The organism is Bacillota bacterium, from assembly GCA_030019365.1.
Classification (GTDB): Bacteria; Bacillota; Sulfobacillia; order JACIYH01; family JACIYH01; genus JACIYH01.
Genome location: JASEFA010000003.1, coordinates 279,966 through 305,675, shown reverse-complemented (window position 1 = coordinate 305,675; position 25,710 = coordinate 279,966). Strand labels below are relative to the sequence as shown.

Here is a 25,710-nt window from a genome sequence, read left to right as displayed (position 1 = left end):
GCGCGCGGTGCCGGGTATCCGAGGCTGCTGGGGCCCGTTGGGGTACTCGACCTCCCACTGCCGGTTCGGCACGGCTCGACCGGTTGCTGGCAACTGCTTCCGGAAGGTAGAATAAGGCTGTCCAACCACACGGCCTAACCGTCAGAAGCTGCGCAGGCACGGTTTGGCAATAGGGAGACTGACAGTACAGTGACCAACTCCACCGGTGTTCAGCATCCCAACGGGTGCGAGGCCGCGCCCGGCCGCGAAGTAGGGCAGCCCTCGAGCGATGGTCGCGACCACGCGGACCTCCTTAAGAGCGAACTGCACCGGATCGCAAACCAGTTCCGGCAAATGGGCGCCCGGAAAATCATTCTCTTCGGTTCGTATGCCCGCGGACGGGCGGATGCGCTCACCGACCTGGACCTGGTGGTGGTCATGGACAGTGAGCTGCCGTTCGTAGAACGGACGGCGGAAGTGTACCGCCGCATCGTGCCCCGCGTGGCAGCCGACATCCTGGTGTACACCCCGGGCGAGTGGGAACGGATGCAGGACCGGCCATTCGGGCAGCAAGTGCTGCGAGAAGGGAGGGTGCTCTATGAGAAAACCGGGCGTCGAGGAAGGCCGCCGCTGGCTCGATCAGGCCAGAGAGGACCTGAAGTGGGCCCGGCGGCTGGCCGATGAGGGAGGCTACCACCTCGCGTGCTTCCTGGCCCAACAGGTAGCGGAGAAAGCTATCAAGGGGTTCCTGTATGCGAAAGGAGAAAGCCTGGTCCTCGGCCACTCGGTGACTGTGCTGGCCGAGAAGGCAGAGCAGCATGATGCGCGAGTTGCCCAAAAGCGTCAGTCCTGGGCGATACTCGACGGCTACTACATCCCGACGAGATATCCCAGCGGCCTCCCGGACAGCATCCCCGCCCTCGTGTATAACCGCAAGGCGGCCTCGGAAGCAGTCGAACTTGCGGCCGATGTTGTCGCAGTGGTCACCGCCCTGCTTTCCTCGGACGGGTCCCCCGGAGAAGGTGAGCGGGAAACGTAGGGCGCTCCTGACAAGTCGTTTGGCCCGCCTGCCGGACCCGACCGGTATTGCCGCCGGGGCTCACCCGTGTCACATTGGAGCAAAGCGAATCGCCCAGGGGTGCTCGCGGTGGGGAGAGAACTGCGAGCTGGGAGAGCACCCCGCTCAACCCTTGGAACCTGATCCGGGCAATGCCAGCGTAGGGAGGGCGACCCGGGAGAAGGAGCCCCCGGAAACGGCAGTCCGGCCGGGAACGGGAACCCGTCGGGAACGAGAGCCCGCCTTCACTACGGGGCGGGCTCCGGGTTCATCTGGAGGCGGTAGCGGGCAGGGCCGCCCAGGCCGACCTCGCGGGCATCGCGCAGGCGTTCCTCCAGGCAGGGAGAAAGGGGCGAGGGCAGGGCGTCCAGGGCAAAGAAGGCGCAGCCGTCCGTCTCCGGGCTGGGGCGGGGAGATCCCCCGGTGATAACGCCCAGGAAGACCACGACCAGGAGCCGCCTGGGCAGGCGCCAGTAGATCCCGGAGGGACGCAGGATGCGTACTTCATATCCCGTCTCTTCGCGGAATTCCCGGCGTGCCGCCTGGGCCAGGTCCTCGCCGGGGTCCACCCAGCCGCCCGGCAGGGCCCACCAGCGCGATCCATAGGTCTGGTGCACGAGCAGCACGCGCCCCTGGCCGTCGAACACGGCCGCGCTTACGGCCAGGCGGGCAAGCTGGCCCTCACCGGTCGGCAGGCTATCTTCCCTGGTGTCCGGTGTCATGGTCATCCCTCGCAGGGCGGGCAGGCGGTGAGCACGCGGGGGCAGGCGGTGGGCACGGGCGCACACGGTGAGCAGGGGGGTACGGGGCGGGCACGGGCGGCCGGCGGGGACCAGGGTGCAACCGACGACGGGGAGGTGTAGGGGATGCGGCTCGACGATGTAACGGTGTCACGCGCCAGCGTGGAGAGGTACACGGAGGATCTGCTCTCTTACCTCTCCGACGTGGCCATTGTGGGGGCAGGTCCATCCGGTCTTGTCGCCGCCTACTACCTGGCGCGGGCGGGCAGGAAGGTGGCGGTCTTCGAGAGCCGTCTCAGCATAGGTGGCGGCATGTGGGGGGGCATGATGTTCAACCACATCGTCGTGCAGGAGGACGCCAAAGCCACCCTGGACGAATTCGGCGCGCGCACCCGGCCCTACGTCGAGGGATATTATACCGCTGATTCCGTGGAAACGATAACCACCATCACCTCGAAAGCCATCAAGGCGGGGGCCAGGATGTTTAACTGTGCGCATGGCTGCCAGCGCCGTGTTGGGCGGGCACCGCATGGGCCCCATCTTCGGGGGGATGCTGCTCTCGGGCAAGAAGGTGGCCGAAGCCATCCTGGCGCGCCTGTAACCCCAGCGGCAGGCAGCGAGCGCACGCGGGCGGGGTGGGGTCAGGCGGGGGTAGCGCGGGCAGGGGCAGAGCGCTCCCAGTAGTCGAGGAAGAAGGCGAGGAAGACACCCGCCATGAGACCGAGCACTCCCGCCACCGAGATGTTCAGCGCCTTGCGGGGACGCACCGGCTCCGGCGGTACGACGGCAGGAGCCACCACCTGGATGCTCGCCTGGGCGAGCCAGGCGGGCTCCGCCATGCGCACTTCTTCGTAACGTTTGGACAGGCCCAGGTAGGCGTCCCTCAGCGTCTGGAGGCGGGTCTGCAGTTGTTCCTCTTCCAGTTCCTTTTCCGCCAGCTCCAGGCGAAGGGCTTCCAACTCACGCTGGGTCGACGTTGCCGCCTTGAGGAGGCCATTACGCCGGCTGACACACTCTGCCAGGCGGACGCGCAGGTCGTTGAGGCGGTTCACGGCCTCCACGTGGGCGGGGTTGACTTCCTCGTCGACCACCGATACCGCGCCCAAAGCGCTGCGGTTACCGCCCGGCAACCCGGCCAGGAACTCCCGCAGGGCATCGTCTTCCACCAGTGAACGCCGCGCCTTCAGAAGAGGTGGCTGCTCTTCCGCCACGGACCTGGCCTCGGCCAGCGCGGCCGAAAGTCCCTCCGCCTCCACCGCCAGGCTTTCCGCTTCCCGCTTGACACCCGTCAGGGACTGGATGCAAGCCTGAATCTCAGCGTTCAACTCCTGGGTGCCCCGGGGTGACTCCAGGAACTTCTTCCAGTTCTGCATGGCGTCCCCCAGGGCCGTCTCCGTTTCTGCCATCCGCTCCTTGAGGTAGGCCACGGCGGTGTCGGATCGCTGCGCTCCGAAGGCACCCACGTGGACGACATACTCCTGCACCAGGGCGTTGGCCAGCAGCGCCGCCTCCTGGGCACTACCGCGCCTCACCTTAACCTCGATGAGGTTGGTGTCCTTGAGCACCCTGGCATCCACACTGGACGCCAGTTGCTCCGGACTCAAACCCAGGTGGGCGCGAGCTATGGCATTCTGCAGCACGTCGGGATGCGTGAGCTGGATGCGGTATGCCTCGAGGCCGGAAGGGAGAGAAACGCCCACCGAGTCCAGCAACCCGTCCGCCTCTGACGCAGGCGGTGCCGCAGGTTCGCGCGGCGGACTGACGGCGAGGACCACCCGCGCCTCGAATACGGGGGGCAACACCCAAAAGCTCAGGACCGCGGCCGCCAGGACGGCCACCCCGGTGACGCCGGCCACGATCACCCGGCGCCGCCAGAGCGCCTCCACCATCTCCCGCAGCGAGATCTCCTCATCCAAGTCGCCCAACCTCCCGGAATGCAAAGGCAGGGTTTGCCCGGACCACCCCGGGCTCGCCCCGCTCCCGTCGGGGAATTCGACGCGCCAGCCAATTCCCCTTTCATACCGGAAGCATTATCGATCTGAAATGCGCACAACGTTAGCACCGCAAGCGCTGAGGTTGCGGCCGACAACACGGAGACAACACGGGCGCGTCACGTGGTCGGGACGTGACGGCGGAGTGCATGGGCGAGCGCGCCTGCGGCCGCGCGGTCAGGAGATGAGGCCGCGGCGGAGGGCCAGGGCCACCACCTCCGTCCGGTTCCGAGCCCCCGTCTTGCGCAGGATGGACTTGACCTCCGCTTTGATCAGGGAGGCGCTGATACCCAGGGCTCGGCCGATCTGGGCATCGGTGAGGCCCTGGCTCACCGCCCCCACTATACGCAGTTGCCTGGGGGTCAGGCGCTGGGAAGCCGCTGAGAATCGGCCGCGACCCCGGGAGGCAAGTTGCTCCATGAGCCCGTTCAGCACGTCGGGGGCCACTACGGCATAGCCGGAGGCGACCGCCCGCAGGGCGAGCAGCATCTCGTGGATGTCGACAGAACTGGGGATCAGTCCCGCCACGCCCAGCTTCATCAGGCGGTAAGCAGAGATGAGGTCGGGGGTGGGAGCCACCCCCAGGATACGCACGTCCGGGGCTCCGCCGGCCAGGGCTTCCACCACACGTTCCCCGTCGGGCGTGACCGCCAGCAGACCCACATGGGGAGTGAAGGCGCGAGCGGCCTCCACCACCTGGCGCGGCTCGGGGGGACAGCCGCGGGCGGAAAAGCCAGCCGCCCTCTGCAGGGCGAGCACCAGGCTTTCCCTCGCCAGGGTCTCCGGCTCGATCACCAGGACCCGGATGGACGCGGTCCTGTCAGGCACCAGACTCATACGACATCCTCCTCAACACGTCCCGCGCAGATAGGTTGGCGCCTCCAACGAGCTACGGGGCAGGTCAACCCGAACACGGCTTCAGCACGCCGCGCGGGCAAGCCAGGCCAGCGCCACGGCCCCCCAGCCTGGCCAGGGCATCCCGCAATAGCGCGGGCGTCCGGGGACCGGTCGCTCCGTGGGCGTCAGACCCCAGCATGTGCGCCCACCCCTGCCGGATCCAGCGTTCTGCCACCGCCTGAGCGCGCCGGCCGTGCAGCCCGGTGAGGCTCCCCGCCTCCACCTGCACCAGCGTTCCCTGCCTCACCAGGTCGCCCAGCAGGCCGGGCCTCTGCTGCAGGACGCGGTTTCGCTCCGGGTGAGCCAACACGGGCACCACGCCCTGTGCGCGCACCCGAAACAGAACTTCGCCGGTCCAGCCGGGGAACTCGCCCGCCGGGATCTCCACCAGTAAGTGGCCACCACCGTCTCCCAGGGTCATCAGGACACCCTTGCGCAGGAGGTCGGGAACCTCCAGGGAGAGGAACACCTCGGAACCCTCCAGCACCTCGAGGAGTGTCCCCACCGCAGCGATGCGCTCCCGGAACTCCCCGGTAAGTTTCCGCACCAGGCAGGTGTCGGCGTCGTACACGCCGGGGAGGTAATGGGGCGTCACCACCATGTGGGTGACTCCGCAGGCGGCCGCCTGGCGGGCCATCTCCAGGCTCTCGTCCCAGTCGGAGGCACCGTCATCCACACCCGGCAACGCATGTACGTGCATGTCGCAGACGACCCGCGTCGCCCCGCGCGCGGGTTGAACCCCCACCGCTGCCGTCCCGACCCGCGTCACGGTAGCCTCGTCCCCTCTGGCACGCGCTGCCACCTGAGCACCCCCCGGCTGCGTTGCGGATCCTCATTCCTCCTCTGAGGCACGGCGTTTCTGCTCGCTGTGGTAGTAGTAGTAATAGCGGTAGTCGCGCGGGGCGTGGCGCACCTCGTTGAGGACGGCACCCAGCACCCGCGCCCCCGCCTTCTCCAGCAGGGCCCGCGACTCCCGCAGGAGGTCGGTGCGCGTCTGGCCCGCCCTCACCACCACCAGCACCCCTTCCACCTGGGGGCTGAGGATGACGCTGTCGGCCACCGCCACCAGGGGAGGGGAATCTATCAGCACACACTGATACTGGGCCGCCAGGGCGGGCCACAGGGAGCGCGCCCGTTCGGAGTCCAGCAGTTCCGCCGGGTTGGGAGGGATGGGGCCGGAGCTGACCAGATCCAACCCCGGCACGGGTGTGGCGTTCAAGACCTCCCCCGCCTCGGCTTCCCCCACCAGGATGTTGGTGAGTCCCCGGTGGTTGGGCACGTCAAAGATGCGGTGCTGCTGGGGCTTGCGCAGGTCGGCGTCCACCACCAGCACCCGCTTCCCCGCCTGGGCCAGGGCCACGGCCAGGTTGCTGGCGATGGTGCTCTTCCCCTCCTCGGGCGCGGCGCTGGTCACCAGCAGGGTGCGCACCGGCTCGGGCGAGGCAAAGGCCAGGCTGGTACGCAGGGTGCGGAAGGCCTCCGCGGCGGGCGACTTGGGATGACGGTGACTCACAAGTAAGAGGTTCACGGCCCTACCTCCCCCGATCGGCACCGGTGAAAAGCGGCACGTTGCCGATCACCGGCGCCCCCAGCACGCGCTGCACGTCCTCGGCGCTCTTCACCGTGTTGTCCAGGTATTCCAGCAGGAAGGCCAGCATGACCCCCACCATGACGCCCAGCACCCCGGAGACCGCCATATTGAGCTGCCGGTTGGGACGGGCGGCGCGGCTAGGCACGTACGCGGGGGACACCAGCAGGATGGAGGTGTCGCCCAGATTGATGGAACGGGCGATCTGGACCTCGGTTTTCTTCTGCAGCAGGGTCTGGTAGGTCTGGTTCAGCTGATCGACCCGCTCCTGCAGTTCGCTCTCCCGGGCCTGCTTGTCCACCAGTTCGGCCTGCAGGCCCGCCAGATCGGCTTCCAATTGGGCGACGAACCGGCGGGTGCTCTCCAGACGGGCCTGCTTCTCCGCAAGCTCCACCTGCTTCTGCTCCAGCATCTGGGACAGGGAGATGTACACGTCGTTAAGCCGCTCGATCTTCTTGCCGTCCTCCTCCACCACCACCGTCCTGGGCGTCGACGCCAGCGTCCCCTGCAGCCCCCGCACGCCCGCCTGCAACTGGTCGATGGTCACCCCGAGCTGGACGGCTTCCGACTGCATACGCGCCAGGTCCGCGCTCTTGGAGGCGAACTCCTGCTGCACCACGGCCACGCCGCGCGCCTGGACCTGGAAATCGTGGAGTTTCTGCCGGGCCGCCTTGAGCTCCCCCTCTACGTCGGCGCTCTGTTTCTCGAGGAACTCCACCGATTTGGCCATCTGCTCCCGGTTCTGTTCGGACACGAAGTCGACGAACTGGCGGGAGACGGCGTTGGCAATTTCCGCCGCCAGGTGGGGATCGGTGTGGGAAACCGTCACCTGAATGAGGTTGGTGTCCTTGATGTTCTTGGCCTGCACCAGGCCGGCCAGGCCGCGGGCCGTGTACCCCTGGCGGTCCAGGTGCAGGGCGTCCAGCACCCGCTGCATGAGGGACTCGCTGGTCAACTGACCCACGTAGGTATTCAGGGTCATCTGGGGAAGCCGGGCCAGCACGCCCATCACCTGCTCCAGGCCCTGCCCCTGCAAGGGCTGCCCGCCGGGCTGGGTGGTGGGGAGGGCCTGAGTGACCATCAGGGTGACCTGGGCCTCGTACACCGCGTCGAGCACGAAGTAGCTGAGCACAGCAGCGCTGATGACTGCCACCACGGTGATGAGGGCAACCACCCACGACCACTTCCGCAGCACTCGCAGGAGTTGCCGGAGGTCGATTTCACCCTCCCGTAGCTCCGCCCCCTGATCCATGACTTCGTTCCTGGAGACTGCCAACGTCCACCCCTCCCCCACCTCACCACCGGGTCACGACCCGGCCACGGGCTGCTCGCACAGTCGTCTGATCTCCTCACCCAGCCCCGCGTCCCGCGCTGTCAGGTCGCGAGCAATCCTGTCCCCCTCTGCCTGGTGGCCCAGGCGGTACTGGGCGGCCGCCATCCACGCCTGCGCCATCGCTCCCAGGTTGCGGTCAGCCTTCACCTTCTCCAAATCCTGCAGCGCCCCGGCGAAGTCGCCCTTCAGGAACCGGGCCTGGCCCAGGGCCAGTTGCAGGGCCGGTGTCCACGAGGGACCCCGGTACAATCCCCGGCGCACCTCTTGCTGCCGCTCGTTCACCTTCTCCATCCTCGCGGGAAGCTCCAGCATCTTCTCGATGTGCGCTCGGGCCGCCGCCGGGGCACCCCGGTCCAGGTGGAAGCGCGCCCCCAGCATCCAGGCGCGGGCCGCCCCCTCCCAGGACTCGGTGGCCAGTGGCACCAGGTCCAGCACCGCCTCCGCCTCGCGGGCGGCGCGATCCACCTCGCCCCGCTGCAGGAGCAGATCGCAGGCCGCCATGCGCAGGCGGATGGAGCAGGGCTGCGCCCGGAGGGCCCGCCCCAGCCATTCGTCGGCCTGCCCGTAGTAGGACCCCTCGCCGTGGTACATCACCCCGACGGCGGTGTAGATCTGGGCCAGGTCGGCGGCGTAGCTGGCCGTGAAGGGGTCAAGGGCGGCCGCCCGCAGGAACTTCTCCTCCGCGTCGGCCAGTTCGCCCTTGACCATGCTCTGCGCCGCCTCCGCCCCCAGGCGCCCCGCAGCATAGAGCCTTGCCGAGCTCCACATCAGCCCCACCGCCAGCACCGCCGCCAGCCCCATGGCGGCCACCCTGGCGTAACCGATGCGGTGCCCGCCGGCAGCAGGCTCGATGGTGCGATGGACACCGCGGCCGGCGGGCTGGAAGAGGCGGCCCGCCAGGCCGGCCACCACCCCCAGCATCACCCACAGGTAGACGGCCACGGCGGAGAGCGAGAGGTCGAAGTCCAGGGCGCTGTGCGCCCCCAGCGTAAAGGCCGCCGCCCCCGTCCCCCAGGCCAGGGGCCAGCGCGGGGTCCCCGACTCCACCCGCCCCAGACGCCAGAGAGCCATCCCGGTACCCACCCAGACGGCCAGGAAGGCGAGGAATCCGCCGGTACCGGCTTCCACCCACACCTGCAAGAAATGGTTGTGGACCTCGGTGGTCCAGTACAGGGTGCTCTGGTACCGGTGATAGAGGACGTTCCAGCCGCCCCCGCCCGTCCCCCAGGGGTAATCGCGCACGATGCGCAGGGCATCGCGGTTTGCGTACATGCGGATGAGGAAGCTCTGGTCCTCCAGGCTCACGGTGGGCAGGGTCTCCCCCACGGGCACGGGCACGGCCTGCTTCCACCCCAGGGGGAGCTCGCGCACGGCATACGAGAAGTAGATCGTGAGCACAACGGCCACGTAGGCTATGCCCAGCCCGCGCAGGACGGACTGCACCTGGTCCGTCATGCGCGAGCGACCCGACAGCCAGCCGGCCAGCCAGTACGCAGCCTCACCAAACAGCACCACCAGCAGCCCGGCCCCGAACCAGCGCAGGCCCCCCAGGCGGGCAGCCGCGTCCCCGGAGAAGACCGCCCCGTAGAAGGGCTTGCCCACCAGGATGGCCACCGAGAACACCAGAAACTGGTTGTACAGGGCCCGCCAGAAGTAGGCGCGCCCCATCCCGGCCACCACCGCCACCGCCGCCAGCGGGTAAATCACCCATCCCCCCCGGGAACGGGTTCCCACCACCACCAGCACCAGCATGTAACCCAGGGCCGCGTAGACGAATCGCCAGAACACCTGCAGCCGGCGATCCCTCTGGGTGCGCGGGCGCACCAGGGGCCTGGCCCACAACCCCACCACCGCCATGTTCAGCGCCATGGCGAACCCGGCCAGGGCATTTTCGTACTGCAGGGTGGACATGATGGCCTTGCCGCCGAAAGCTCCCGGGAAGCCCACCACCCCGCAGGCGGCCCCGATCCCCACCAGGGCCACCAGGGCACCACCCACCGCCAGCGCCTGCAGGAGGGCCTCCGCCCGCCGCGGTGACCCCGCCAGGTCCGCCGCCATCAGGAACACCAGCACGTATGTAAGCGCCTTGAGGGCCTCGCGCACCGCCCCCTGGGCATCCACCGCCCAGGCCAGCGTGAGGGCATAGCAGGCAAAGAGTGCGATCACACCCCAGTCCTGCAGGCGGTGCCAGGGCCTCAGCGCCGCCTCTTCCGCGAGGGGGGACGTCCCCCGGGCCAGGTGGTCCAGCACCCACAGGAGGCCGAGGAACCCCACCACCAGTTGAGCCGGCAACAGTTCGGCCGGGAAAAACAGCCCGCGGAAAAAGGGAGCCAGGGCCAGGCATATGTACAGCCCGCCCCGGTACAGGGGCCCGGTATCGATATTCAGTACCCGCCTGGCTCCCACACCCGCGCGCGCCGCCGCACCGTCGCGCGGGCGTGGAGCCGCATCAACACCCGCCAAAACCCGACCTCCCCCGCCATCGGCGCGTTCTACCCCGCGCCTCCTGAATACTTCATCTCTCTCGCTAAACTGCTTCGCACCGGGCGCCCCGGCCGCGACCATCGCCCCGTGACGCCGCCGCCGCGACCATCGCCCCGTGACGCCCCCCGCGCGAGCATCGCTGCCCCAGAAATACGAACCGGGGGTCGCCGCGGAACCGGCGACCCCCGCGCTCCGCTTCTGCCCTAGAACCAGCCCAGGTACTTGAGCAGGCGCTTGATCATGGTCACCGCTTCCGCCCTCATGGCATCGTCCTTGGGAGCATATACTGGCGGCTCGCTGTCCACCTTGCGGCCCAGGACGATCCCGGCCTTCACCGCTATGGCGGCGTTATCGCGCGCCCAGTCACTGATCGAACCACGGTCCGTGAACCCGGCCAGCAGTGTCGCCACTTCCTGCTCACCCAGGGTCACCTTCTTGCCGTCGTAGGCGATCCCGCGGACCACCATGGTGGCCATCTCTTCCCTGGTCACCAGGTGGTCCGGCCGGAACTTGCCCTCCCATCCCAGCACCAGGCCGGCCTTGGCAGCACCCTCCACGGCGCCGTAGTACCAGGCATCAGGAGCCACGTCGGAGAAGGTCGGCTGCGCCGGCTTCTCCTCGGGGATGCCCAGTGCCCGCTGCAGGAAGGCTGCGAACTGCGCCCTGGTCACCTTACCGTCGGGCAGGAAGGTGGTGGGGGTCACACCCCTGGCCACCAACCGACCCGCCATGATCTCGATGTCCCGCTGCGCCCAGTGACCCGCGATATCCGCGAACGTGCGCCTGTATGCCATCACGGTGTACTTGCTCAGGCGAGGCCGCTCCGTAGTGACCTTGCCGGTAACCGGGTCCACCTTGCTGGCGCAGGGATCCCAGGTCTGGGCCGTCTCGTTCCACACGTAGATCATGGTGGTCTCGATGGGTGCCCCGGACGCGTCCACTTTGCCCTTGTCAAAGGTCAGCACCAGGACCAGGGGCTTCTTCGCTCGCGGCGCGGTGCCTACCACCTTGCCGTCGGCCACCACCTGGGCCTCGACTTCGTACACCTGGGCCACCGGCTGCTGGTTCCCGAACTGGGACCTGTCTGCCGTCGCCAGCAGCGGCGCAGCCTCATCCTGGCTGAGACGGGAGGCGGCGATGCGCAGGTTACCCTGCCGCTCGACACCCCGCTCGTCGGTGTACTTCAGGTCGTCGGCCGTGACCGTGCCCGGCCTCAATTCGATTTGCCCCGCCGCCCCCAGTTCAGCCACCAGGGGCTTCTGGTATGTCTCGGAGCCCGTCACCGTGGCCGGCGGTATGTCCACCGCCAGGGTTCCGGCGTCGACCGTGGCCGGGATGCCCAGCCGGACCTCCGCCACCTGGGGATCTTTCAACAGCGTCTCGACCTTGGCGGCATCGACCCTCAGCACAGCCTCATCCCGCGCCGGGTCGATGCGCAACACGCCAGTGTCGGTCGGCACCGTGGTGGGCACCGGCGTCACCGGCGGCGCTTCCGGCGGTTCGAACACGCCCTCAAGGTACACCGTGGGCGGTGTGCCGTCGAGTTCGGCTCGCGTAAAGCGCACGTAATAGCCGGGGCCTACGTACACGTCAGGGCTCGGCAGGTAGTGCAGAGCGAGAAGCATCTGGTACACGTTGGCATACACCGTGGCGTAAACCTTGGCGTAGACTCCAGTTGTGTACACGCTAGTGTATACCTGGCCAGCGACGTCCCAGGTGAGGCCCGGCATGGTGATCTCAACGCCCTGGCGGCCCGGGAGGCTGAACCTCAGCGTCCAGCCAGCGTTGAAATCGGCGGCTGTGATGGGCGACAACCTGACCGTCACGTGCACCTTCCCATCGGGTGTTTTGGACAGCGTGGCGCCGGTGGTGGTGAGAGACGTAGCCGCGCGGGCGTCGCCCACCAGGCCGCCGGTGGCCATCACGACCTGCAACAGGAAGGCCACGAAGAGGACCAGGGCCAGGTTCCCGAGAGTTGTGCGACGTATGGTGCTCATCCGTTTTCACCTCCTTTCCGTGTGTATTCTCTTGTGTGGTAAGTAACCCCGCGCTCGCAGGACCGGCGAACGGGGGGCGACTCCGATCAGGTGCCGTAACGCCGACCGAACCAGCGCCGGACGCGGTACTTCCACAACCGGAAACGCCAGCCACGTGCGAACCACACCACGGCCACCACAGCAAGAGCGACCGCGACCCCGGCCGCTACCCCCACCAGTGCCACTTCCAGTGAAGCGCCGTCCATGGCATTCCACCCCGGCCTTCATCAGGCCGGAACCCGTGGCCACAGGTAGGCGGCATGTTGCAGTAAAACTGGGGGTCGCCTACCTGCAGAATACCACACGAGGAAGGTAAATCCTCCTCCGTCATCGGCTGACGGGGGACCCATCCCCCACCAAGCATACCCGACGGGCGTTAACGGGGCGTTAACGCCCCGCCCTGCACACGAGCAAGCCACGCCCCTACCTGTTCTGCAAAGGCGACGGGGTCAGGCGGGGCTGTGGTGGGGGGTGAGACACCTCACGGGCGGAGGGCGGCCGACCGGCACTCACTGATCTTGGGGTTCGGGCTGAACCGGCCCTCTTACGTACCGGGCTCCCCTCCCGGTGCCACGCCTCTCGAGCCATCCCTTTTCCACCAGGGCCTTCAGGAACCTGCGCGATTGGGCAGGCGTCAACCCAAGAACCTGGCGGCAATCACCCGCGGTCAGAAATCCCCTTTCCGCCACCAGGCGCAGCGCGGCCGTGTCGGGATAGGGCGGATGAGGCATCGCCTTGGCGGCCCAGTCGCCCAGTTCCCCGATCACCGCACTATGCAGCCGGTACGTGCTTCCCCTCGTGCGGCCCAGCCGCACCAGCAGGCCCCGGTTCACCATGCCGTCCAGGATGTCGGCGGCCTCGCGATCAGAACACTGGCACACACGGGCGGCTCCCGCCCGGTCTATCTCAGGATGACGGCGGAAATGGTTGAGTACAAGCAGTTCGTCCAGAGAAAGCAACTTCCCCTGCTCAACCCGGCGCTGCACGAACCTCACAAAGGACGCGGCGACCTTGCCGTTGCGCAGAATAACCTCCACCGAATCGGGAGTGGCACGTATCTCCGGCGGCTCCTTGCCCTGTTCCAGGCACACGCGGAACATCATGTCCACACCGATGCCCGCCCGCTCCACGTACCCCAGGCGTTCCACCAGCAGGGCCAGGGTGGGATTGCGATGGTAGGCGCGGTGCCGGATGATGTTGTCGGGGGTGATATCTCCGGGCAGGCCTCCGGGACTGCTCACGGTCAGACGATCGGGGTGATGATACACGTAGATGGGTTCCACCCGGCTCAGGTCGCGGTGACACAGCGCGTTGAGCACCGCCTCGCGGTACACCTCAGGCGGGAACTCGGCGATCTCCACCCGGGCCATGCCCACCGGCACCGCAACCCTGCTGTTGCGCAGTTCGACCAATTCCTCCAGGCGGCGCAGAGCAAGCACCAGGGGAAGCCGGATCTCTTCTCTCGTCTCCGGCCTTCCCGACGCATCAAAATGCAGGTATTTGATCTCCCACTGGGTCACAAACCGTGTCAAGGCGGCGGGATACCCGAGCGCCACCATGCCGGTGACGGTGGGACGGGCTTCATCCCCGGCCTGCTCGACCAGTCCCAGTGTCACCATGAGGTCCATCTCTCGCAGAGCCACCAGGTCCGGAGCCCGCCCTCTGAGGCGCAGCAATTCCCTGAGGGAACCCAGTTGGGCCGGATCCAGGTCGTGGAGGCACGCACCTCGCACCACTAACCTGGACAGGTCCACCTGCCCCCTGGAGACCATCAGTTCCAACAGGGCGGTGGGCGGCACCGGCAGGCAATCCGTCCCCGACCGGCGCAGGTACCGCCCCCGGGCCGTCGCCACCACCCAGGGAGTCTCGGGCACCCGGATGCAGAGGACCCGGCCTTCGGAAACTTCCGCCTCCTCGACATCCACGGTAAGGGGGGGCTGGGTGCTGTCGAAAATCGCCCGCTTGAGCAGGCCCACGTCGTGGTCGCAACCCGTTATGCGGCCTCTGTCATCCACCCCCAGGAGCACCCATCCTCCCCGGTGGTTGGCCAGGCACACCACCGCTTCCGCCAGGTCCGAGAACTCCGCCGTCCCCCGCTTGAACTCGAGCTGTTCCCCCTCGCCTCTAGCCACCAGGCTACGCAAGGTCACCTCATCCACAGCGGTTCACCCTCTCGCGGAACCCCCTCTAAACAACGATTATAGGGGTAAATCAGGCTGGAATGCAATGGCATAACGCGATATTCCCCTGCTTAAACCCGTCATCGCACCAATCAATTCGGGCGAAAACGCGCTCCTGTGCCCGACGGCCGGTTCGCGGCCCGATCCACCGGTCCTCCTTGACCGAGAAGCCCATATGTCCCAGGGTCGTGCTCTCCCGAGCCTGATCTTGCGCCCGCCTGTGCGTCACCCGCCAGGGATAGGCCGTCAGGCGGAGTGGTCAATGTAAGTGGGTAGGGCGAGGGGCCCCTGGGGGCGGGCTACCAACCAGCAACCCCCCGCCGCCACCCCCACCAAGCATAGCAGCAGAGCGTTAACCATATGTTACCCAAACGGAAGTATTCCTGCTGCAGGGTGCGCAGGCGGCGAGAACCGCGAGTGCGGTCAGGCGAGGGCCGCCGGCCGCGCGGCGCCCCGTAGCAGGTGCCGGTAAAGCTCAGTCGTCTCCGGCGCCGGGGCGGCATCCAGCTCCCGGGCCAGGATCTCTTCGCAGCGCCGGTACTGCTGCAGGGCCTCTGCCCGGCGACCGCTTTCCACCAGCTCAATCATCAGCAAACGGTGCAGATCCTCGCGGTAAGGATCGAGGGCCAGGGCGCGCCGGAGCAGGGCGACGGCCCGGCCGTGATCGCCCCCGCCAGCAGCGTGCCGGGAAAGCCACTCCAGCGCCTCCAGGGCCAGCCCCCGCAACATCTCCCGTTCTGCCTCGGCCCACTCCTCGTGCGGCTCCTCCCCCAGGAAGTCCCCCCGGTAGAGGTCGACCGCCCGGGCAAAGTGAGCGGTCGCGTCCTCCGCCCGCCCTTCCCGTGCCAGGCCGCGCCCCTGTTCTACGCAACGGGCGAACTCGTCCGCATCCACCCAGGCCAGCGCCCGCCAGTCGACCCGGCAACGCCCGGACGCGTACAGGAGTACCGCCGCCGGCTCCGCAGCACGCCCTGCAGCCGACCCTCGCTCCCCCGGAGAAAGCGGCGTCGCCGCAACCGTGCACGCCCGGCGCGCCGCCGGCGGCGCGGTCCCCGACAGGGCCCGTCGCGCATGGTGGAGGAGCACCCGGAAGTTGGCCGCTGCCGCGTCGGCCTCCATCTCCGGCCAGAGGGCGTCCAGGACGTCCTCCAGGGCTACCCACCGCCTGCGGTGGGCCAGCAGGTACTTGAAAAGCCGGAGGGCCTTGGCCTTGCCCCAGGCGGACCTCGCTACCTCCTCACCGTTCACCCAGACGCGCAGGGACCCCAGGCACTGCACCGCGACGCCCGCCAGACAGGGCGCCTCCCCGGCACCAGCCCCGAGGACCGGCAGTGCCGCAGGAGTTGCGCGGGTGGGCACCGGCCCGAAGCCGCCGCCGGCCGCTGCTTCATGCGCCTCAGGCTCCCTCGACCCCAACTCAGGGATCCCCACCCCGAGTTCCGCCAGGATGCGCGATACGGTGGCGGGGCAGACCCCGTCGCGGTACGCATCGGCCAGCAGCGGCGCACACAGGTCCCGCTCCCGCCGGAAGATCATGGTGTAGTTGCGCCCCTCACACATCTCCAGGCACCGCTGCAGATGATGCCGGCTGCGGGACGGGTCATCCTCACGATGGGCCAGGGCCAGCCCCAGGTGAACCCGCACCTGCTCCCAGGCGTTGGGGTGCTGCGCGAGTGAGCACTCGGCTTCTTCCAGGTACGCGATGGCTGCCGCCTCGCCCCGGTCCAGGTGGAGAAAGGCCAGATTGGTCAGAGACTGAGCCAGGAAGTAGGGGTTGCCGATCTCTCGGACCAAACGGAGGTCTTCCTGCGCAGCCTCAAGGGCCCGGTCGGGCTCGCCCCGGGCCCGGTGCACGTTGGCCAGACCGTACTGCGCACCCGCCACCCGCAGCTTGTCGCCCGACTCGGCCGCCATCTCCAGCGCCCGCTCGAGGGTGGCAAGGGCATCGGCCACCCGCCCCGCGTCCAGGTAGGCCTCCCCCAGGAACAGGGTGGCCAGGGTCAGCACCTTGTCGAGGCCCCACTGCCGCGCCAGTGACACGGTCTCCTCGAGCCCGGCCGTGGCCTCCGCGGTCAGGCCCAGCTCGGCCAGGATGTGGTCGCGGTTGACCCGGTACAGCAGCATCTGGGGAGACGCCAGCTCTCCCTCAACCAGTTCCAGCGCCCGCCTGTACGCGCTCAGGGCCCTTTCCAGGTCACCCCGAGGTTCGTGAACAGTCGCCCCGAGGACGTTGAGCATGGCCGCCTGCCCCCGGTGGTCGCCGGCCCGCCCGTAATGCTCCATAGCCTGCTCAACCAGGACCCGGGTGCGATTCCAGTCCAGGCTCATCCAGGTGGCACGCGCCAGGGAATGGTACACCCTGGCGCGGGCATCCGCCGGTACTTCGTCGTCCGTCTGCTCTATCAGGGGCGCCAGGGTGTCACGGGCCCGCTCTGCCTGCCCACGGTCGGTGAAGACATCCGCCATCTGGGTGCGGCAATCCACGAGGAGAGAGGGCAGCCTCGCTCGCGGGTACTTTGGGCGCCATGCGGCTCCCGTCGAACCGGCCGCTGCCTCCCCGGAGCCGCCCGGGGCCACCTCGACCCCTACGGTTGCCTGCCCGGTGCCGGCCAGTGCCTCCTCGCTCAGTCTTACCGCCTTCTCCCACAGCGCGAGGGCCGCATCACCCTTCCCCTGCGCACTCCGGACGGCAGCCAGCACGTTAAGCAGTTCGGGCTCGCGGCCCAGGACCTCAGGAGGGAGAGGTGCCAGCCAGCTTTCCAGGGCGTGCAGGGAGCCACTGCGTACGAACGTCCGGCCATGTTCCCTGAGCACCCGGGCCACGCGGCTCCACGCCCGGCCCTGCACATAGCAATCAAGGGCCTCCTCGCGCCATCCGCGGGAGGCAAGATAGTCTCCCGCCCGCCGCTGCAGCATCTGGAAACGCCGGTTCCCCGCTACCTCCCGGAGCTTGTCTACCAGGAAGACCCGCAACATGGGATGGTACGTGTACCGCCCCTCGCCCAGGGGAAACACCATGGGCACCCTCTCCACCGCCTCCTCCAGGAGCGCGGCCGCATCCTCCCAGGGTTCGGTATGCCCCGGGCCAGCCTCTCCTGGTCGAACGGGCTTCTCTCCGGCAGCGGATCCGACAGCCTTGCTGAGGAAGGCACAGCCGTCCACGCTCAGGAAGGGGAGTACCGCGCTCTGCATCAGGAACCGCTGCAACTCCGGCCGCAACCGCTGCAGGATCTCCGACGCCAGGTACTGGTAAAGGGCCGCCAGCGCCCCACGCGCGTCAGAGGGCCCCGGCTCTCCGGAAGGAGCACCACCGGGACGCGCACCCAGAACCTGCAGGAGGTGGCGCGCTGCCCGGACCAGGTCAGCCTCCCGGCGCGTCGGCCGGGACGCAGCTCTTGGTGAGGGCAGGGACTCCACGAACAGCACCAGGCCCGTCACCCAGCCGAACGTGGCGCGGTGCACCAACCTGGCGGCAGCCTCGTCCAGCTCCAGATTCAGGATCTCCCGGCAGAAGTCCCGAATCTCCTCGGGTGAGAGGGCCAGATCCTCCTCTCCCAGCTCCGTTGCCAGGCGCCTTGCCTTCCAGCGGGGCAGGGGAAGCGCCGGCATGGTCCGGCAGGTAAGCCACAGGCCCGTCCCGCCCGGCAGGTATTCCACCAGAGACGACAGGAGGCCGGCGGTCTCGGGCGCTTCTCCGACCACATCCAGGTCATTGAGGACGATCACCAGGGGGCCACGCGCCTGCGCCGAGGCTGCCCGCACCAGGGCATCCAGCAACCGCGCCAGCAGGCCCTCGCTGCTGACGTCGCCGGCACGGGGCGGAATCCCTGCCTGCCCGTCCTCGCCCGGCGCAACCCGGCCGGAAGCTTCTCCGGCGGCCAGGCGGTCCAGCCCCTCCAAGAGGTACCGGGCCAGATGGCCCGGGTCCCCATCCCGTTCATCCACCTGCAACCAGACCACGGGGAGACCGGACCGGTTTGCGAAGTCTGCCAACAGCGTGGTCTTGCCGTACCCCGGACCCGCCCGTACCGCCAGCACCCTGCGGGCAAGAGCCTCTGTCAACCGCGCCTCCAGGCGCGGCCGACGGTACACAGCCGGCGGCACCGGCACCTGCAACCTCGGTAACAGGATCTCCGACAAACCCGCCCGCCCCCGTCGGGTTAATCCGTATGCACGTTTTTCGCCACCCGGCCCGGCAGTACCTGCCTGACCGGGGATTTCCTCCCTCCGCAGGTTCGGCTTCCCTGTTCCCCGGTATCGTCAAGCACACCTCGTGCTGGGAAGATGCATACGCCGTCATTCCTTGCTGCTTCCCGCTCCGCACACGTCAGCAGGGGCAGGCCAGCCCAGGCAGATCCCGAGGTGATCATAATACCACATGCAGGGAAGGAACCGCCGAAGTCCACCTCCGGGCCAGCGTTGCCCACCCCTCTGGGGATGATGTATTCTCTGGGTGGGACAGCCGCTTATGGTGCGCCCAGAGACGGTTGGCAGGCATGACCGACACGGAGGAGGGATGCAGGCATGACGGACACGGACGATCGTGATGCCGCCGACGCGGCGGGTGCCCCCGAGACGGCACCCCCCGACCCGGAGACCACGCCTCCCGACCCCGAGACGGCTTCCCGCCTGGCCGAAGAGGCCCAGAAGGCGGTCGGTTACATCGCCTCACTGTCGGCGGGCGACATGATCCAGTGGACCATCGCCGGCCTGGCGGAGAAAGCCTGGGAGCGCATGGGCCTGGTGGCCAACCCGGCGACCGGCAAGATCACGCGCGATTTCGAGGACGCCCGCCTGGCCATCGATGCCGTCGCCGCCCTGACCGACCTGCTGGCCTCGCACATCGACCCCGCCGGCTTCCGGCGCCTGCAGTCGCTGCTCGCGGACCTGCGCATCAACTACGCCGCCCAGCGCTCCCGAGCCGAACCAGCACCGCAGGAAGATACCGCCTCCCCCACCTGACTCCTCACTGTGCCTCCCGCCGGTCGCCTGTTCGGCCGCTCCGGTTGAATGCGCAGGGCGCGGATGCTGCTTGCTTCACGCGGGGACGACCCGGCTCCCGTCTCCGCAAGGGAGAAGGAGTTTCCCGGCGCATGTCGAAAGCGACCACTGGGTAGTCTTTCCTAGACAGACAGGGGTGGGGTCTGAGCACCGGTAGCGATGACGGGGAATCCGAGCGCGGTCACCCATGGATTCCCAGGAGCGAGTGGTGAGGCCGACCGGTCGGTCGGTTTCACGGTTTCTGGCCGTACCCCTGGTGGCACGAAGGCGACCCCCGACTCTGTCCGCTCTGGCAGGCGTGCGACGGTGCAGATCAGCGGCTGGGAGGTGCTGGAATGAGCCAGATCCTGGGTCTGGATGTGGGCTACGGGTTTGTGAAGGTGACCGACGGTGAGAGGGGTTACGTCTTCCCCAGCGTGGTGGGTGAAGGCCACACCAAACCGATCTTCCGCACGGATCTACAGCAGCCTTCCGCGCTGAACTACCTCCGGATCGGCCTGGGGAACAGGGTGCTCTTTGTGGGGAAGGCGGCCATACGCCACTCCCGGCTGCCGTTCCGGGATCTGTCCCCCACGCGCGCCGAAAGAGGGGATTTCGAAGCCCTCCTGCTGGCCGGTTTGAGCCTCTTTTGCGGGGGCAGTGCGAACAGGCTCCAGGTGGTGACCGGCGTCCCGCCCGGCCACATGCACCTGGCCCCCGTCCTGTCCGGGGCCCTCAAGCAGCAGCGCCACCTCACCGTCTACGATGGGGACCAGCCGCGCGAAGTGGAAATCGAGATCGACCAGATCGAGGTGGTGCCCCAGCCCCTGGGCACATTCTGGTCCCAGGGTCTCGACCCCTGGGGGCGACCGGTAGAAGGAAGATGGGAGGGTCGCATCGGGGTCCTTGACGTGGGATTCCGCACCACCGACCTGGCCGCCATCGAGGACGGGGAATTCATCCCCGAGAAGAGCAAGACCATCGCCGTTGGCCTGGCCACCGCCTACGCCGAAATGGCAGACCACCTGCTCGCCCGGTACGGCCTGGAACGGGAAACCCACGCGCTGGATGAGGCAGTGATCACAGGCAAGATCAAAGTGGCGGGCCGCGAGGTGGACATCACCGACATCAGGAACCAGGCGTTCAAGGAACTGGCCGCCAAGGCCCTGGTGGAGCTCAACTCCACCTGGCGGGTGGTTGAATTCGACCGGCTGCTGGTGAGCGGCGGAGGCGGTCAGGCTCTCAGCAACTACCTCCTGCCCCACCTGTCCCACGGGGAACTGGTGCCCGACCCCGTGACCGCCAACTGCAAGGGATACCTGGCCTGGGCGCGCCGGCTGTGGAAGTAGCACTCCCGGGCACTCCCAGGCGCCCCCGGAGGCGAGACCAGCAATGGTCCATGCCGAGATCCGCGGAAAGGTCAACGGTGACATATACGGTGCCGGGAAGGTGCGGGTCGCCAGCACTGGCTTTTGCAGCAGCCGGATAAGGGCTGACTACCTGGAAGTCGCCGGTGAGGTCAAGGGTGCTGTCGAAGCCGGGAGGCTGGTGGTTCTCCGCACCGGGCGAGTGCACGGCGGGGCCCGGTTCAGGTCTCTGTTCGTCCAGCCGGGTGGTATTCTGGAAGTGCAGGAGCATTTCGCCGCCGGCACTCGGGAGCCATGCGCTGCCGCACCGGTGCCGTCCCGCACGCCCGCGGCCCTCTACCCGCCGGCTCCGCAACCTGCGGTGCTCCGGCCGGCGGTTCCCCAACCTGGGGCGCCCCAACCCGCGGCTCGTCAACCCGGCGTGCTCCAGCCAGCGGCTCGCCAAGATGCGGGTTCGCCCGGCAGCGACGCGCGGCCGAGCGGACCCGTCTTTCACATCAGCTTCTAGCAACCGCAGTCAGACCAGGCCGACCAAACGGCGGAACTCTTCTTCCGTGAGTATTCTCACGCCCAGCTCGCGGGCACGGTCGTACTTGGAGCCGGGGTTGGCTCCCACCACCACGTAGTCGGTCTGGCGGCTCACACTGCCCGACGACCGCCCGCCCAGGAAGGCCACCAGTTCCTCGGCTTCCTTGCGCCCCACGGACTCCAGGGTGCCGGTGAACACCACCGTCTTGCCCGCCAGGGGGCTCTCCCGCGCCGGTACCGCCCGGCGCTCTTCCATCTTGATGCCCGCCCGGCGCAGCTTTTCCAGCAGGCGGTGGGTCTGCTCCTGGCGGAAGAAGGCCACCACGCTGGCGGCGATCTTGGGCCCGATCTCGGGGATGGCCGTCAGCTCCTCCTGGCCGGCGGCCGCCAGCGCATCCATGGAGCCGAAGTGGTCGGCCAGCACCCGCGACACCTTCTCGCCCACGTAGCGGATGCCCAGGCCGTACATCAGCCGGTGGAGGGGGTTGTCGCGGGTGGCGGCGATAGCTTCGAGCAGGTTGCGCGCGGACTTGTCCGCCATGCGCTCCAGCTTCACCACGTCCTCGTACTTCAGGTAGTACAGGTCGGCGGCGTCCTCCACCAGGCCGGCGTCCATGAGCTGGGTGATGATGGCGGGGCCCAGACCCTCGATGTTCATGGCATCCCGCGAGGCAAAGTGGATGAGCTGCTCCTTGAGCTGGGCCGGGCAGGCCACGCCCGTGCAGCGCACCGCCACCTCGCCGGGCAGACGCACCACCTCTGCCCCGCACACCGGGCAGCGGTCGGGCATGTGGAACTCCTGCTCCCCGCCCGTGCGCTTCTCCCTGACCACCGCCACCACTTCCGGGATGACGTCCCCCGCCCGCTGCACGATGACGGTGTCGCCGATGCGCACGTCCTTCTCGCGGATGATGTCCTCGTTGTGCAGGGTGGCCCGGCTCACCGTGGCACCCGCCAGCCGCACGGGATCCAGCAGGGCGGTGGGGGTGAGGACCCCGGTGCGGCCCACCTGGATGATGATGTCCCGCACGCGGCTGGTAGCCTGCTCCGCGGGGAACTTGTAGGCGGTGGCCCAGCGCGGGTGGTGGGTGGTGGCGCCCAGGCGACGCTGCTGGTCGAAGGAGTTCACCTTGATGACGGCACCGTCCATCTCGTACCCCACGTCGTGGCGGTGCTCCGCCCAGTGCCGGCAGTAGTCGATCACCTCGTTTATGTCCCGGCAATGGCGCCGGTGGGGGTTCACCTTGAACCCCAGCCGCCCCAGCATCTCCAGGGCCTCCCACTGCGTCCCCGGCGCGGGGTCGGGAGCCCAGCGGCGAATCTCGTAGATGAAGGTGTCCAGGGGGCGGCCGGCCGTGATACGGGGGTCCAGCTGGCGCACCGACCCAGCGGCGGCGTTGCGCGGGTTGGCGAAGAGGGGCTCGCCTTTCTCCTCACGCTCCCGGTTGAAGCGGCGGAACGCTTCTACCGGCATGTAAACCTCGCCGCGCACTTCCAGTTCGGCCACCATCCCCCCCGGTGGATGCAGCACCAGGGGGATGCTGCGCACGGCGCGCAGGTTGGCGGTGACGTCCTCGCCCCGCTCACCGTCGCCCCGGGTCGCACCCCGCACGAACCTCCCCAGTTCGTAGTGGAGCGCCACCGACAGCCCGTCGATCTTGAGCTCCGCCACGTACTCGGGCTGCTCGCCGCCGAGGAGGCTCCTCACCCGGCGGTCGAAGTCCAGCAGATCCTCCGGGGAGAAGGCGTTGTCCAGGCTGAGCATGGGGCTGGAATGCACCACGGTACCGAATGCCTCCGACGGCACCCCGGCCACCCGCTGGGTGGGGGAATCGGGCGTCACCAGTTGCGGGTACAGCTCCTCGAGCCGCCGCAACTCCCGCATGAGTTCGTCATACTCGGCGTCGTTGATTTCCGGGGAATCCAGCACATAGTAGCGGTAGTCGTGATGGCGGATCTCCCGGCGCAACTCCTCCACGCGGGCCCTCGCCTGCTCGAACGTCGGCACGCTCACCGCGCTCCCCCCATCCCCTGCTCATCTCCCATCTTCCCCGACGAGGTCCAGGTGGGCGTATCGCGCCACCAGGGTCCGGACGCCGTTCTCGTAGAACGCCACCTTCGCTTCGGCGTCCTCGCCCTCGCCCCGGCAGGACAGCACTACGCCTGTCCCGAAATGAGGATGCCTCACTTTGCGCCCCGGCGCAAGGGGCTCTCCCCGCCATAACTTCCCCCCCCGGCCGGCCGACACCTCATCCACCGGGGTACCGCCGGCCAGAGCGGCAGAGGCCCCACGAGCGGAGGCGCTGGCCGCAGAGCCATCGAGGGTGCGACCATGGCCCCTGCGGCGCGTGGGGGCGGCCACATCGCGGTGCGGGGCCCCGCTTCCGACATACGAAAACTCGTCGGGGGATGCCAGTTCCTCCACCAGGCGGCGTGGGACTTCCTCCAGGAACCGGGACGGCATCACCCGGCCGCCGTGGAGCTGGCGGTGGCGCGAGTGGGTGAGGTAGAGGCGGTCGCGGGCGCGCGTCATGCCGACGTAGCAGAGCCGCCGCTCCTCCTCCAGCTCGTCCTCGCTCTCGAAGGAGCGGGTGTGCGGGAAAACCCCCTCCTCCAGCCCGGCCAGGAACACCACCGGGAACTCCAGGCCCTTGGCCGCGTGCAGCGTCATCAGGGTAACTGCGGGCCCTCCGGCCCGGGTCGCGTCCACGCTGGTGAACAGGGCCACCTCGGCCAGGAACGCCTCCGCCCTGTAGTCAGGCGAGCGCTGCGAGAACTCTGCCGCCGAGTTGACCAGCTCGCGCAGGTTCTCGATGCGGTCCCCGGCCTCGCGCGTGCGTTCCGCCTGCAACTCGGCCAGATACCCGGTGTGCTCCAGTACCCAGCCGATCACCTCGTGCACGGGCCGATCCAGGCGCTGCTCGACCTCATCCAGCAGGTGGGCAAACTCCTCCACCCGGCGGCACGCCGCCTTCCCCAATCCGGCGTCGGCGGGGTGCGCGGCCGCCTCCCGGAGGCCAATGCCCTCGCGCCGGGCGAAATCCTTGAGCCGGCGCACCGTCTCCTCCCCGATGCCGCGGCGGGGTACGTTGATGATGCGTTCCGTGCTGACGTCATCGCGGGGGTTGAGGGCCGCCCGCAGGTAGGCCAGGACGTCCTTGATCTCCCTGCGCTGGTAGAAGTGCACCGACCCCACCACCACGTAGGCCACCCCGTGGCGGAGGAAGGCCTCCTCCAGGACGCGCGACTGGGCGTGGGTGCGGTACAGCACCGCCACGTCCGAGAGGCGGTGACCCTCCTGTTCGACCAGGCGCTCGGCCTCCCGCACGATGAACCGCGCCTCGTCGTGCTCGTTTTCGGCCCGGTAGAGGAACACGGGGGTCCCCCCATCCCGTTCCGTCCACAGCCGCTTCCCCTTGCGGCCGCGGTTGTGTTTGATCACCCCGTGGGCGGCGTCCAGGATCACCTGGGTGGACCGGTAGTTCTGCTCCAACCGCACCACGTGGGTCCCGGGGAAGTCATGCTCGAAGTCCAGGATGTTCCGGAGGTCGGCCCCCCGAAATCCGTAGATGGACTGGTCATCGTCCCCCACCACGGTGAGGTTACCGTGGTGGGACGCCAGTTGTCGCAGCAGTATGTACTGCACCCGGTTGGTGTCCTGGAATTCGTCCACCAGGATGTGCAGGAACCGCCGCGCATATCCTTCCAGCACCTCGTCATGCTCGCCGAAGAGGCGCACGGTGTTCAGCAGCAGGTCATCGAAATCCATCAGATTGGACTCCCGCAGCCTGTCCTGGTAAAGGCGGTAGATCTCCCCCGTCTTCTCCTCCCAGAAGCCTCGCGCCCGCGCCACGTACTCCCCCGGCGTCACCAGCTGGTCCTTGGCCCTCCCGATCACCGCCAGCACCCCACCCGGCTTGTGCGTCTCCTCCACCCCCAGGTCGCGGACGATGGCGCGCACCAGTTGAGCCTGGTCGTCGGCATCGGCTATCCCAAAGCGTTTGCCATACCCCAGCTTCTCGGCATGGGGGCGCAGGATACGCACGCACACCGCATGAAACGTCCCCATCCACATCTGCCGCCCCCGCTCATCACCACCGGCGGCACCATCCCCGCCGCCGCACGCACCCCCGCCACCACCGGCGGCGCCATCCCCGCCGCCGCGCACCCCGCCACCACCGGCGGCGCCATCCCAGCCGCCGAGCGCCTCGCTGCGACCGGCAGGGGCCGCTTGCTGCTGGCTGGCCCCACCCTCGCCCGCACGCCCCGCCAGCCCGGGGAAGCACCGGTGGAGCAGATCCTGCACGCGCTGGGCCATCTCGCCCGCCGCCTTGTTCGTGAAGGTCATGGCCAGGATGCCGTCGGGCGGCACCCTGCCGGCAATCAACCAGGCGATGCGGTAGGCCAGCACCCTGGTCTTGCCCGACCCCGCCCCCGCCAGCACCAGCAGCGGTCCCCCCGGCCAGGTCACCGCCTCCCGCTGCGCCTCATTCAAGCCCTCCAGCAGTTCTCTCTCCCAGCCTTCTCGCTTCCGTGCCCCCACCAATCCG

17 protein-coding genes, 1 pseudogene and 1 riboswitch are annotated in these 25,710 nt (G+C 68.4%); of the genes and pseudogenes, 5 read left to right on the top strand and 13 right to left on the bottom strand.

Annotated features, from left to right (window positions below; genetic code table 11):
- Positions 1 to 189: 189 nt before the first annotated feature.
- The gene (locus tag QME70_07550; GenBank protein MDI6894448.1) at positions 190 to 663 is read left to right on the top strand and encodes a nucleotidyltransferase domain-containing protein; all 474 of its coding nucleotides are present in this window, start codon (positions 190 to 192) and stop codon (positions 661 to 663) included.
- Complete coding sequence (locus tag QME70_07545; protein ID MDI6894447.1) at positions 578 to 1,018, top strand: HEPN domain-containing protein; 441 nt, start codon at positions 578 to 580, stop codon at positions 1,016 to 1,018. Before QME70_07550 ends, QME70_07545 begins: the two co-directional genes overlap by 86 nt.
- Before the next feature lie 85 nt (positions 1,019 to 1,103).
- Positions 1,104 to 1,220, top strand: a riboswitch (TPP riboswitch).
- A gap of 64 nt (positions 1,221 to 1,284) precedes the next feature.
- Here QME70_07545 and QME70_07540 read toward each other — a convergent pair.
- Positions 1,285 to 1,758 carry an NUDIX hydrolase gene (locus QME70_07540; protein ID MDI6894446.1) on the bottom strand — a complete coding sequence of 158 codons (474 nt, stop codon included), beginning with the start codon at positions 1,756 to 1,758 and terminating at the stop codon, positions 1,285 to 1,287.
- A gap of 144 nt (positions 1,759 to 1,902) precedes the next feature.
- Between QME70_07540 and QME70_07535 the strand changes: the two are divergent.
- A pseudogene (locus QME70_07535) lies at positions 1,903 to 2,377 on the top strand (FAD-dependent oxidoreductase).
- Between the two features lie 40 nt (positions 2,378 to 2,417).
- On the opposite strand, the gene QME70_07530 reads toward QME70_07535, so the two are convergent.
- The 10 genes from QME70_07530 to QME70_07485 form a co-directional block, all read right to left on the bottom strand.
- Complete coding sequence (locus tag QME70_07530) at positions 2,418 to 3,692, bottom strand: GNVR domain-containing protein (protein ID MDI6894445.1); 1,275 nt, start codon at positions 3,690 to 3,692, stop codon at positions 2,418 to 2,420.
- A gap of 252 nt (positions 3,693 to 3,944) precedes the next feature.
- Positions 3,945 to 4,604: a response regulator transcription factor gene (locus tag QME70_07525; GenBank protein MDI6894444.1), complete on the bottom strand. Its 660-nt coding sequence runs from the start codon at positions 4,602 to 4,604 to the stop codon at positions 3,945 to 3,947.
- Between the two features lie 64 nt (positions 4,605 to 4,668).
- The gene (locus QME70_07520) at positions 4,669 to 5,466 is read right to left on the bottom strand and encodes a phosphotransferase (protein ID MDI6894443.1); all 798 of its coding nucleotides are present in this window, start codon (positions 5,464 to 5,466) and stop codon (positions 4,669 to 4,671) included.
- Positions 5,467 to 5,496: 30 nt separating this feature from the next.
- Positions 5,497 to 6,192, bottom strand: coding sequence for a CpsD/CapB family tyrosine-protein kinase (locus QME70_07515; GenBank protein MDI6894442.1), 696 nt, complete (start codon positions 6,190 to 6,192; stop codon positions 5,497 to 5,499).
- Positions 6,193 to 6,196: 4 nt separating this feature from the next.
- Positions 6,197 to 7,528 (bottom strand): Wzz/FepE/Etk N-terminal domain-containing protein, encoded by a 1,332-nt coding sequence (locus QME70_07510; GenBank protein ID MDI6894441.1) that lies wholly within the window; start codon positions 7,526 to 7,528, stop codon positions 6,197 to 6,199.
- Positions 7,529 to 7,558: 30 nt separating this feature from the next.
- On the bottom strand, positions 7,559 to 10,048 hold the full coding sequence (locus QME70_07505; protein MDI6894440.1) for an O-antigen ligase family protein: 2,490 nt from the start codon (positions 10,046 to 10,048) through the stop codon (positions 7,559 to 7,561).
- Positions 10,049 to 10,272: 224 nt separating this feature from the next.
- Positions 10,273 to 12,066 carry an S-layer homology domain-containing protein gene (locus tag QME70_07500; protein ID MDI6894439.1) on the bottom strand — a complete coding sequence of 598 codons (1,794 nt, stop codon included), beginning with the start codon at positions 12,064 to 12,066 and terminating at the stop codon, positions 10,273 to 10,275.
- An 86-nt stretch (positions 12,067 to 12,152) separates the two neighbouring features.
- Positions 12,153 to 12,311 carry a hypothetical protein gene (locus QME70_07495; protein ID MDI6894438.1) on the bottom strand — a complete coding sequence of 53 codons (159 nt, stop codon included), beginning with the start codon at positions 12,309 to 12,311 and terminating at the stop codon, positions 12,153 to 12,155.
- Positions 12,312 to 12,614: 303 nt separating this feature from the next.
- A complete protein-coding gene (locus QME70_07490) occupies positions 12,615 to 14,264 on the bottom strand; it encodes a crosslink repair DNA glycosylase YcaQ family protein (GenBank protein MDI6894437.1) in 1,650 nt (549 codons plus the stop codon).
- Positions 14,265 to 14,708: 444 nt separating this feature from the next.
- A complete protein-coding gene (locus QME70_07485; GenBank protein ID MDI6894436.1) occupies positions 14,709 to 18,425 on the bottom strand; it encodes a BTAD domain-containing putative transcriptional regulator in 3,717 nt (1,238 codons plus the stop codon).
- Positions 18,426 to 18,809: 384 nt separating this feature from the next.
- On the opposite strand from QME70_07485, the gene QME70_07480 reads away from it, so the two are divergent.
- Together QME70_07480 and QME70_07475 are read left to right on the top strand one after the other, a co-directional pair.
- Complete coding sequence (locus QME70_07480; GenBank protein MDI6894435.1) at positions 18,810 to 19,247, top strand: DUF1844 domain-containing protein; 438 nt, start codon at positions 18,810 to 18,812, stop codon at positions 19,245 to 19,247.
- 374 nt (positions 19,248 to 19,621) lie between these two features.
- Positions 19,622 to 20,614: a ParM/StbA family protein gene (locus tag QME70_07475; GenBank protein ID MDI6894434.1), complete on the top strand. Its 993-nt coding sequence runs from the start codon at positions 19,622 to 19,624 to the stop codon at positions 20,612 to 20,614.
- A gap of 535 nt (positions 20,615 to 21,149) precedes the next feature.
- On the opposite strand, the gene ligA is transcribed toward QME70_07475, so the two are convergent.
- Positions 21,150 to 23,174: an NAD-dependent DNA ligase LigA gene (gene ligA, locus QME70_07470; GenBank protein ID MDI6894433.1), complete on the bottom strand. Its 2,025-nt coding sequence runs from the start codon at positions 23,172 to 23,174 to the stop codon at positions 21,150 to 21,152.
- Between the two features lie 21 nt (positions 23,175 to 23,195).
- Positions 23,196 to 25,703 (bottom strand): 3'-5' exonuclease, encoded by a 2,508-nt coding sequence (locus QME70_07465; GenBank protein ID MDI6894432.1) that lies wholly within the window; start codon positions 25,701 to 25,703, stop codon positions 23,196 to 23,198.
- Positions 25,704 to 25,710 lie beyond the last annotated feature (7 nt).